The sequence below is a fragment of the Lysobacter enzymogenes genome, assembly GCF_017168095.1.
Taxonomy (GTDB): domain Bacteria; phylum Pseudomonadota; class Gammaproteobacteria; order Xanthomonadales; family Xanthomonadaceae; genus Lysobacter; species Lysobacter enzymogenes_D.
This window is the reverse complement of record NZ_LXSD01000437.1, coordinates 1-507: the sequence shown is the minus strand read 5'-3', so window position 1 is coordinate 507 and position 507 is coordinate 1. Positions and strand designations below refer to the sequence as shown.

Here is a 507-nt window from a genome sequence, read left to right as displayed (position 1 = left end):
GTCGCCGCGGCCGGCGCCGCGCTCGGCGCGGGCGTCGGCGGGCTCGGAATCTCGGCGACGCGCACCTGCGGCGGGTTCGAATTCAATTGCGGCGCCTCGACCGGCCGCGGCGCCACCTCGCGCACCTGCAGCTGCGGCAGTTGCGCCGGCGCGGGCACATCGCGCACCGCGACCTCGCGCGGCCGCGCCTGCACGCTCGGCAACGCGATCTCCCGCTGCGGCGCGCGCAACGCCGGCGGCTGCACCGGCGCGGGCACATCGACGCTGCGCAGCGGCTGCTGCGCGGCCTGGATCTGCGGCGCGCGCACGCTGTCGTCGATGCGCTTGCGCGTCGGCGGCAGCACGAACACCTGCGGCGCGTCCGGGGTTTCCTTGCTGACCATCACCGGCTGCTCGACCGTCGGCGGCGGCAGCTGCGGTTCGGGCACGTCGCGCACCGGCACGTCCGGCAACTGCGCCTGCAGCTGCGGCGTCGGCGGCGCGGCCACCGCGACCTGCGCCGGCGGC

1 pseudogene is annotated in these 507 nt (G+C 77.9%); it reads right to left on the bottom strand.

Features of this window, described 5'->3' with window-relative positions:
* Positions 1–507 (bottom strand): annotated as a pseudogene (locus A7A76_RS18790) (hypothetical protein); the annotation flags it as partial.